We start from the raw sequence: 11,154 nt of genomic DNA on the forward strand, positions 1-11,154 counted from the left end.
GTTGTCCGTCCTCAGGCCTGGCCATAGTCGCTGTCGCCGTGATTGTCGTCGCCGTAGTTGTTGTCGAGCAGGTCGAAGAGCTCGTCCGCGGTCGCGGATACGAGGTCGTCGGTGGCCGCGGAAGGCGCGTCGGCTTCGTTCCACCGGCGCAGCAGGTTCTGCAGGCGGATACCGATCTCGCGGCCTCCCGGCATGTCCGGGGCGAGCCCAATGAGCGCCGACTCCAGGCGCTCCAGTTCAGTCAGCGCTCTGACGCCCGCGGCGGCATCGGAGCACAGTTCGGTGTAGAGCACATCGACCACGGCGTTGGGCGTCGGGTGATCGAAGACCACGGTGGCAGGCAGCTGAACCCCGGTGGCAGTGCGCAATTGATTGCGGAATTGGACAGCGAGCATGGAGTCGAAACCGCTGTCGGCGAACGCTTGCTCGGCCCGGACTGCCGAGCGGTCACTATGGCCGAGCACGGTCGCCGCGTATCCGGTGACGATATCGAGCAGCATCGTGCGCCGAGCCGGTTCGTCCAGAGGTTCCAGCCGCTGGGCCAGCGCGGCGGGCGCGGTGTCGGTCTCGCGTTGCCCGCGCAGCTCCTGCGCGACCTCCGGCAGGTCCCGGATCAGGCCGAGGGCGCGCGGGCTCGGCACCGACGCGATGATCCTGTCCACGTCGATATCCGCGACGAAGCCGGTCGCCTCGTTGTTGTCGAGCAGTCGTTGCAGGATTGTGGTGACCGTTCCCGCCGACATCGGCCGGTCGGTCGCCACCGACCGGGAGTCCTGTCCACCGAGTGCGACCACCAGACCATGCGCGCCACAGTCACAACGCTGCCGCAGCCGCGCCTGGACCGCCGCGCAGGCCGCGGTGGCCGCGCCATGTCTGACCGCGCCCCAGGTGCCGCTCAGCGCGGTCAACACGAGGAGGGTTGTCTCGCCGGAAGCGCTCAGCGCCTCCAGGTTTCGTATTGCCGCCACCGCCGCGTACATAGTGTCGTCGAGTTCCTCCGCGGTGAGTGCGGCGATACTCGCGCCGGGCCCCTCTGGCACGGCCGAGTGCACAATCATGCGGACGGGCTGCTCACCGTCCAGCTCGCTCAGCAGGTCTGGGTCGGCAGGCGCACGGTCGGTGACAGTCAGAGTGACGTCCAGCTCGGCCAGTTCCTTACGAAGCGCGGTGACATCACCCGCGCTGCCCCCGCTGCCGCCGATCTCGCCATCCCCGTTACCGCCGGTGACCAGGATATGCGTCGCGCCCCGCGCGGCGAGCCACCGGGACAGCTCTGCCGTCAGATCGCTCATACCCGCGGTGATCACCACCGCGCCGCCAGCGGGCGACCAGTCATGGCGCACCGGTCTGTCATGAATATCGTTGTGCTGCAAGCGCCTTACATATGCGCCTGTGGAGCGCAACGCGATCTGGTCCGCACCAGACCCGCCTGCGAACACATCGGCTATCCGCTCGGTCGACACGTCCGCGACTGTCGCGGGCAGGTCGAGCAGTCCTCCGAAACGCGGCTCCTGTTCCAGAAGAAGAACTTGCCCGAGCCCCCAGAACGGAGCCTGCTCCGCACGCTCGAGCGGTTCGTCGTCCACAGCGACCGCACCGGTCGTCACACACCACAGCGGCATGGTCATACCGCGCGCGTCGAGCAAGCGCAGCAGCTCCACGGTCGCGATCAGCCCGGTAGACGCTGCCTTGTGGCCTGGCGCCGGGTCCTCGTCGAGAGCGAGCAGCGAGACGATACCCGCAGGCTTTCCCGGCGCGACGATTTCGGCCAATGCGGCATCCACCGATGCCGCGTTCACCGATGAATCGTCTGTCACGGTGATGATGACCGGTCGCGCACCACCATCCCGCAGCGCCCGCCTGCAGACCTCGACCGTCGAATGCCGCTGCCGAGCGACCGGCACGAGCAACAGCCAGTCACCACCGAGCCGACCCACGGGTAGATCAGCGACCGGCTGCCAGCCGATCCGGTAAGTCAGCCCCTGACCCGCTCCGGCAGCAACTGCATCGCTGCTCGCGGGCGTGTGCCATCCCGGTGACGGCAGCCAATACCGTTCCCGCTGAAACGCATAGGTAGGCAGCACGACATTGCCGCCGCCGCTCAGCATGGGCAACCGGCTCCACGATACGGCCGCACCGTCGCACCAGGCCTCGCCCAGCGAGGTCAGCAGGCGCTGCCAACCGCCATCGTCGCGGCGTAGCGAGCCGATGGCCGCGATCGCGCGGCCGCTTTCCTCCGCAGCGCCCTCGACGGCGGCGGTCAGCACGGGGTGCGGGCTCATCTCAACGAACCTGGTCACGCCAGAATCGAGCAAATTATTTGTGCCACTGTGGAATTCGACAGTCTCGCGCAGGTTTCGGTACCAGTAGCTCGCATCGAGCGAAGCCCCGTCGATGCGCTCACCGGTCACTGTCGAGTAGAACGGGATGTCGCTGCCGCGCGGCCGGATGTCACCGAGCGCGTGCGACAGTTCGTCTCGCAGTTGTGTCACTTGCGCGGAATGCGCGGCATAGTCCACGGGGATTTCGCGGGCACGGACACCCTGTCGTTCGCACTCAGCGCGCAGAGCGGCCAATGCCTCAGGTGCTCCGGCGACGACCACGGCGGCCGGACCGTTGACCGCGGCGACGCAAACGCTGTCGCCGTAACCTTCGATCAGCCCGACGGCGCGCTGCCTGCCGACCGCAAGGGACACCATGCCTCCGCTGCCCGAGAGGCTGCGCAGTACTCGACTGCGCAATGCCACGATCTTCGCCGCATCGGTGAGCGACAGCGCACCGGCGACGCAGGCGGCCGCGATCTCCCCTTGGCTGTGGCCGATCACAGCATCGGGATACACGCCGACAGCGCGCCATTGCGCAGACAATGCCACCATGACGGCGAACAGCACGGGCTGCACGACGTCGACTCGGTCGAGCGAGGCCGCGCCGGGCCGGGCTCGCAGCACTTCAGTCAGCGACCAGTCGACCCACGGTGCCAGCGCCGCTTCGCATTCGGCGATGCTGTCGGCGAATTCTGGCGCGGTGTCGAGCAATTCGGCGCCCATTCCCAGCCATTGCGCGCCCTGCCCAGGGAATACGAACGCGGTTCGTCCCCGACTCGCCTCGCCTCGGATGATTCCAGGCGCGGCCGGGTCCTCGGCGAGATCAGTCAATGACCGCAGCAGCGATTCCTGATCGACGCCGACGACAACGGCGCGCACCGGGAATGCGGACCGGATGGCCAAAGACTTTGCCACATCGGAGATTTCGATATCTTTGGCGACGGCCAAGTGATCACGGAGCCGGACAGCCTGTGCCCGCAGCGCAGCCTCGGTGCGCGCGGAAAGCATCCAGGGCAGCGGGCCGGTGGTAACGCCAGGCCCTGCGACAAGCCGCTCGTCGACTGTAGCTTCCTCCAGCAGGACATGTGCGTTGGTGCCACTGATGCCGAATGCCGACACCCCGGCCCGGCGGGGGCGGCCATCGGTCTGCCAGGGCAGCGCCGCTGTCAGTAGTTCGATCTCACCCGCGGACCAGTCGACACGCGCTGTGGGCTCGTCGATGTGCAGCGTCCGAGGCAACAGGCCGTGCCGCAGAGCCTGCACTGTCTTGATGATGCCTGCCACACCAGCGGCAGCCTGCGTATGGCCGATATTGGACTTCAACGAACCCAGCCGCAGCGGCCCCCGCCCACGCCGATCGGCACCATAGGTGGCCAGCAGTGCCTGCGCCTCGACGACATCGCCGAGGACGGTGCCCGTGCCGTGCGCCTCTACGAGATCGACATCGGCGGCTTCGAGCCCGGAATTGACGAGCGCCTGCCGGATCACCCGTTGCTGGGCAAGACCGTTCGGGGCGGTGAGACCGTTGGAAGAGCCGTCTTGATTGATCGCGCTACCGCGTACCACCGCGAGCACCGGATGCCCGTGCCGACGTGCGTCGGACAGGCGCTCGACCAATAGCATGCCGACGCCTTCGCCCCAGCCGGTGCCATCGGCCGTCTCAGCGAACGAGCGGCAGCGGCCGTCTGCGGAAAGTCCACGTTGCCTGCTGAATTCGATGAGAGCGTCCGGCACGGACATCACGGCCACGCCACCGACGAGAGCGAAAGAGCACTCCCCCGACCGCAGCGCCTGTCCAGCGAGGTGCAGGGCGACGAGCCCGGAAGAACAGGCGGTGTCCAGGGTTACAGCCGGTCCCTCCAGCCCGAGTTGGTAGGCGATGCGTCCCGACGCGACGCTGGTCACGGTGCCTGCGAGTAGATGTCCCTCGACGTCGGCCGAGCTCGGTCCGGAACCGTAGCCCTGCCCGGCGACGCCGACGAACACACCACCGGCGGTGTCCGCTAATCGCAGCGGGTCCATCCCGGCGCGCTCTAGCACCTCCCACGCGGTCTCCAACAACAGGCGCTGCTGGGGGTCCATGGCCAGCGCCTCCCTGGGGGAGATCCCGAAGAATTCGGCGTCGAAATCGCCTGCTTCGCCGAGGAATCCGCCGCCGGAGGCGTAACAGGTCCCAGGACTGTCCGGATCCGGATGGTAGAGCGTGCCGAGGTCCCAGCCACGGTCGGCAGGCAGCGGTGAGATGGCGTCGACTTCGCCGGTGACCAGCTCCCACAGGTCCTCCGGCGTCCACACCCCACCAGGGAAACGGCAAGCCATAGCGACCACAGCGAGCGGTTCCGCCGGATCGGCGGCGGAGGTTCCGGCAACCGGCTCTGGTGCGGCCGCCGCACCATCGATCAGCAGCCCGCGCAGATGGACGCTGAGCGCGGCGATGGTCGGGTGATCGAACAGCAACGAGGCAGGCAGCGTCAGCCCGGTGACGGTGGCAAGCTGGTTGCGCACTTCGACGGTGGTCAGAGAGTCGAGGCCGAGTTCACGTAGCGGACGCTCGGGATCGAACACATAACCGGTGTCAAAGCCGAGACCCTTGGCGACCTCCGTGCTCACCAGATCCCTGAGCACATCACTCTGTTCGGATTCGACCAGGTCGGCGAGCCGATGCCGCCAACCGTCGGCGGTATCGCTCACGACCGAGTCCGCAGCGGCGGCGTGCACGGCCTCCCTGACCCCGCGCAGCAGCGGGCTGGGCCGGGCCGTGGTGAATGTGGGCACGAACCGCTCCCAGTCCACATCGGCCACAACGACCTGGACGTCGCCGAGGTCGATCGCCTGCCGCAGCGCCGCGACGGCCACGGCTGGGTCCAGGCCGATCAGACCGTGGCGAAGCAGCATAGCGCCCGCGTCACCCTGTGCCATCCCGGTGCCGGACCACGGCCCCCAGGCCACCGAGGTAGCGGGCAAACCGCGGGCATGGCGGCGAGCAGCCAGCGCGTCCAAGTGTGCATTGGCGGCCGCGTAGCCGCTCTGTCCGCCGCTGCCCCACGTTCCGGCGATGGAGGAGAAAAGAACGAACGCCTCCAGCGAGTCCCCGTCGAGCAGCTCGTCGAGGTGCGAGGCACCGGTCGCTTTAGCAGTGATATCGGCGTAGAGATCGTCGGCATCGAGATCGTCGATCCGGGCAACGGATGCCGAGCCTGCGGCGTGGAAGACGGCACGCAAGGAATCGCCCGACGCGCGCAGCCGATCCAGCAACGCGGCGATATCGGCGCGATCAGCGAAGTCGCACGCCGCCAGCGTGACACGGGCGCCACTGCTCTCCAATTCGGCCGCCAACGCCGCGGCGCCGGGGGCAGCCGCGCCACGCCGACCGGCAAGGACCAGGTGCTCGGCACCATCGGCTACCAAATCGCGGGCGAGCTCCGCACCGATTCCGCCGGTGCCGCCGGTGATCAGGACAGTGCCGGACGGTATCCACCGCTGCCGCTCCCCCGTCGCGACCTGGACGGCCCGGACGAGGCGGCGCCCGAACAGCCCGGCCGGGCGGATCGCGATCTGATCCTCCTCGCCAAGCCCGCCGGAGAGCACGGCCGCGAGCAGTCGCAGAGCCGCAGTGTCCACGGCTTGCGGCAGAGCCGCAGTGTCCACGGCCTGTGGCAGGGCCACGGTATCGGCCTGCGGCAGATCGATGAGTCCGCCCCACACGCTCGGCATCTCCAACGCGGCGACCCGGCCGAAACCCCATATCTGCGCCTGTTCCGGCACGAGCGTCGAGTCCTGCGCAGCACCGGAAGTGACGCACCACAACCGCAGATCCAAGCCGGTATCACTCACGGCCTGGACAAGGCAGAGAGTCGCTCGGAGCGGGTCCTTCCCCATGGCGAGCAGCGACAGCACTCCCACCGGCGCAGCAGCGCGCAGCCGCTCGGCGAGTTCCGTGCGAGTGGTCTCGACGCCGACCTCGATGACGGTCACCTCGGCGCCGTGGGCGGCCAGTGTCTCCCGCAGCATCCGCGTGACGCCGACCTCCTCGGCCGCCGGGATCACCAGCGCCCATCGTCCGGTCAGGTCGACCCGGCCCGTGGCCGTCAGCGGCTCCCAGGAAATACGGTAGCGACGATCCACGATAAGAGCTTCACGCTCGGTCCGCGCACGCCACGACGCCAGCGCGGGCAACGCCTCGGCGAACGGTGTGTCCACGTCGATGCGCAACAGCGAAGCCAAAGCGGTCGCATCATTGTCCCGCAACAAGTTCCAACTGGTGTCCACCGAGTTCGCGGCGGTTTCCGGCCAGAATCGCCGGTGCTCGAATGGATACGTGGGCAGATCGACCTGTCTGCCCGTCGACGGCCAGGTGACCGGGACGCCACGCACGTACAGGCCGGCCAAGGCGGCGGTGACCGCTCGCGACTCGTTGCGACCCTTGGGCAGTAGAGTCAGCACCGCGCCGGAGGGCTGCGCAGGCGGGCATTCGGCCAGCATGGCGGCGAGGACACCCCCCGGCCCGACCTCGAGGAAGGTGGTCGCCCCGGCATCGACCAGGGAGTTCACCCCGTCCAGGAAGCGGACCGCGCCGCGGGCGTGGCGGACCCAGTAATCAGCCGAGCACAGCTCATCAGCCGTGGCAGGCGCACCGGTCAGATTGGATATCACCTGGAGCTGAGGCGAGGCGTAGGAGACCGATTCCGCTACCCGCCCGAACTCGTCGAGCATAGGTTCCATTCGGGCGGAATGGAATGCGTGGCTGACAGTGAGTCGCCGGGTGCGGCGACCCTGTTCGCTCAGCTGCCCGGCAACGGCGAGCACGGCCTCGACATCACCGCTCAGCACAGTGGCGTTGGGCCCGTTGACGGCCGCGATAACCACCTCGTCGCCGGTAAGCAGTTCGCGGATCTCGTCCTCGGTCGCCTCGACGGATACCATCGCGCCGCCATCAGGCAGCTCGTCCATGAGCCGCCCGCGCGCGGCCACCAGAGCACATGCGTCGGGCAGGGTCAGCACGCCCGCCACATGGGCCGCGACCAGCTCGCCGACGGAGTGCCCGAGCAACAGATCCGGCCGAACCCCGCGCCGCTCCACGAAGCGGGTGAGCGCCACCGAGACGGCAAAGAGCGCAGGTTGGGTGTACCGGGTCCGGTCCAGCAAGCGAGCGGCATCGGTGTTCTCGGCGGCGAACAGGATCTCAGATAATGAACGGTCGAGGTGCGGTGCGAGATGCGCGAGCACTTCGTCGAGTTCCTCGGCGAACACGGGATCGGCACGGTAGAGCTCGGCCCCCGCCGCGGCGAACTGGCTGCCCTGGCCAGGAAAGAGAAAGGCAAGCCGACCGACCCCTGGCGCGAGACCGGTGATCAGTTCGCCTGCGCGGGCGCCTACGGCGAGCGCGGCGAGCGCCGGTCGCATCGCCATCTCGTCGTGACGCAGAATCGCAGCCCGGTGACGCAGGCCGGACCGTGCGGCGGCAAGCGTGTGCGCGACATCTGCCGCGGCGACGTGCGGCTTGGCATCGAAATACTCGTCGATGCGGGATGCCAAAGTACGCAAGCCTTCCGAGGTGGCCGCAGACAACAGCAATGGCATCGGGAAGGGGGGCGCCGGTGCCGCGTCCCTGTCCTCGACTGCCGGTGCTTGCTGGAGGATCACGTGTGCGTTGGTGCCGCTGATACCGAACGCGGATACACCGGCCCGCAGCGGCCCCTCCGCTTGCGACCAGGTGGTCGGCTCGGTCAGCAACCGCAGTCCCGAAGTACTCCAGTCGATATGCGGGGTCGGCACGTCCGCGTGCAGGGTCGGTGGCAGTTCGGCATGCTGTAGCGCCAGCGTCATTTTGATCACGCCTGCGACACCGGCGGCGGCCTGGGTGTGCCCGATATTGGACTTGACCGATCCGAGCCACAGCGGATCGGACACACGATGCGGTTGCCCGTAGACGTTCTGCAGCGCCTGCGCCTCGATCGGGTCACCCAGGTTCGTTCCGGTGCCGTGGGCCTCGACCGCGCCCACCTCGGCGGCGGATATGCCCGCGTCGGCCAGCGCGGCACGGATCACCCGCTGTTGGGCGAGACCATTCGGGGCGGTGAGGCCGTTGCTGGCACCGTCCTGGTTGATCGCGGTTCCGGTGACGAGCGCAAGCACCCGGTGGCCGCGGCGCCGGGCGTCGGACAGTCGCTCCAGCAGCAGAACTCCGGCGCCTTCCGACCAGGCGGTGCCGTCGGCCGCGGCCGAGAACGCCTTGCACCGGCCATCGCGGGCTAGAGCGCCTTGCCTGCTGAATTCGAGGAACAGCGTCGGCGTGCTCATCACGGTGACGCCGCCGGTCAATGCACCGTCGCACTCACCGCGGCGCAGTGCCTGCACGGCGAGATGCAGCGCCACCAACGAGGTGGAGCATGCGGTGTCGACAGTCAGCGCGGGACCCGCTAGCCCGAGCGTATACGAGACGCGACCGGACAACACACTGGCGGCGTTACCGGTGATGAAGTGCCCCTCGGTATCGTCCGCGGACGCGGCGATCCTGGCCGGATAATCCCCGCCGTTGGTGCCCACGAAGACACCGACCGAATCGCCACGCAATGAGGTCGGATCGATACCCGCGTGTTCGATCGCTTCCCAACAAGTTTCGAGCAGAACGCGTTGTTGCGGGTCCATAGCCAGCGCCTCGCGGGGTGAGACGCCGAAGAAGGCCGCGTCGAAACAGGCAGCGTCGGACAGGAAGCCGCCGATCCGGCTGTAGGTGGTCCCCGGTCGCTCGCGGCGGGGATCGTAGAGCCGGTCGATATCCCAGCCGCGGTCGTCCGGCCAGTCCGTCATGATGTCGCGGCCTTCGGCGAGCAGCTGCCAGAAGGCGGCGGGTCCGTGCGCCCCACCAGGGAATCGGCAACCGATACCGACAATGGCGATCGGCTCATCCGAAGCGGTGGTCGCCGTGACCACCGGTTGCGCCGCCGCGTCCGGTCCACTGATTCCGATAGCCAGGTGGGCGGCGAGCGCCTGCGGCGTGGGGTGGTCGAACAAGACAGTGGTAGGCAGCCGCAGCCCGGTCGCCTGAGCGAGCCGGTTACGCATATCGACAGCACTGAGCGAGTCGAAACCTATTTCCGCGAAGGTTTTTTGCGTGTCGATGACATTCGGCGTGTCGTGTCCGAGTACTCGTGCGGCGAGATCACCGATCAGGCTGACCAGCCGCTGGGTTCGCTCCGTTGTAGGCAACGAGGCCAGCTCTGTGCGCGGCGAATCGGCACGCTCCGCGGTCCCGGCGGCGATACCGGGCAACTGTGTGAACAACGCGAGGCCATGCATCCTGCCGGAGGCGGCGAACCGAGACCAGTCCACATCGGCGACAATCGCCTCATCGCCGGCACCGGCCAGGATCCGGCCCAGCGCGCGGAGCGCGGCGTCCGGGTCCATCCCGCGGACACCGAGGCTGTCCAGTCGGTCGGCATCGCGTTCTACCACCATGCCGTCGCCGGCCCACATACCCCACGCGACACAGGTTGTCGGCAGTCCCGCCGCGCGGCGTGTGGCGGCGAACGCGTCCATGGCCGCGTTGGCGGCGGCGTAGTTCGCCTGGCCGAGACCGCCGATCGTGCCCATCAGTGAGGAGAACAGCACGAACGCCGACAGGTCGTGTCCTGTGGTGAGCTCGTGCAGATACTCGGCGGCGGTGAGCTTGATTCGGATCTGGCTGTCGAGCCGGGCCGCTGTCATCGCGTCGGCCATACCGTCGTCGAGCATTCCTGCCGCGTGGACCACCGCTGTGAGCGGCCAGTGCTCGGGTATTCCGGCCAGTGCGGCAGCGAGTTGTTCCCGGTCGGTGACGTCACAGGCAGTGATGGTCGCCGCAGCTCCTGCTCGTACGATTTCTTCCCGAAGTTCTTCCGCACCAGGGGCTTGCGGACCACGGCGGCTGAGCAACAGCAGATGCTCGACTCCGCGCGTCGCGAGCAGGCGCGCGACGCGCGCCCCTAGACCACCCGTACCGCCGGTGACGAGCACGGTGCCCGAAGTCGGCCACTGCTCCCGCAACCGCGGCCCCTCCGCGACGGGCTGCAGGCGACGGCCGTACACACCGGTGGCCCGCACCGCGACCTGGTCCTCATCCCGCACTGCGGCCAGGACAGTACCCAGCCTGCCCGCCACTCGCTCATCCAGCATCGGCGGCAGATCGATCAAGCCGCCCCAACGATCCGGATGTTCCAGCGCAAGAACACGTCCGAGCCCGGCAACGGCGCCGTGCGCGGGTGCGCCAGGTCGCTCACCGGAACCGATGACGGCGATGCCACGGGTAACGCACCACAGCGGAGCGGCAACTCCGGCATCACCCAAACCCTGCGCGAGGGCAAGAGTCAGCGCTACACCACCGGGCAGACTCGGATGCTCTGGATGCGGGCGCGTCTCGTCGGCGAGTAAGGACAGCACACCGACGACGGGCCGGTCCACGACCGCGGCACGTACGAGCGCGGTCATGGACTCCCGGCTGTGACCGGGACCAGGGACGGTGACCCGAATCAGTTCCAGCCCGGCGGCGGCCAGGCAGTCCGCCACTTCGCTGCCGGATTCCGGCTCGACGATCAGCAGCGGTCCCGCTGGAGTGGCTGCAGCCGGCAGCGAAAGCGGTTGCCAAGAAACGCGATAGCGCCATGCGGTGGCCCGGCGTTCCCGCCACGACGACAACGCGGGCAGGACCCGTCCGAGCGACTCGGCATCAATTTCAAGGGCTTCCGCCAGTTCCGGCACCGAGCGACTCGTCAGCTCACGCCAGATATCGTCGGTTTCTGTCGCAGCGGTGGGGATTTCCGTGTCCGCCCAATACCTCCGACGCTGGAAAGGA

The 11,154-nt window shown here is 68.2% G+C and carries 1 protein-coding gene and 2 pseudogenes; all 3 read right to left on the reverse strand.

Annotated elements, in window-relative coordinates; genetic code table 11:
- Positions 1-11 precede the first annotated feature (11 nt).
- On the reverse strand, positions 12-2,108 hold the full coding sequence (locus tag ACX4ZE_RS16290; RefSeq protein WP_480274293.1) for a beta-ketoacyl reductase: 2,097 nt from the start codon (positions 2,106-2,108) through the stop codon (positions 12-14).
- A 39-nt stretch (positions 2,109-2,147) separates the two neighbouring features.
- A pseudogene (locus ACX4ZE_RS16295) lies at positions 2,148-4,667 on the reverse strand (type I polyketide synthase); the annotation flags it as partial.
- Between the two features lie 69 nt (positions 4,668-4,736).
- Positions 4,737-11,117, reverse strand: a pseudogene (locus tag ACX4ZE_RS16300) (type I polyketide synthase); the annotation flags it as partial.
- Positions 11,118-11,154: the final 37 nt, after the last annotated feature.

The sequence above is a fragment of the Nocardia sp. TBRC8007 genome (genome assembly GCF_056629435.1).

Bases quoted from the DNA above. Each gene is read 5' to 3' on its own strand.
- ACX4ZE_RS16290 (WP_480274293.1), bottom strand. From the start codon at position 2,108: ATGCTGAGCGGCGGCGGCAATGTCGTGCTGCCTACCTATGCGTTTCAG.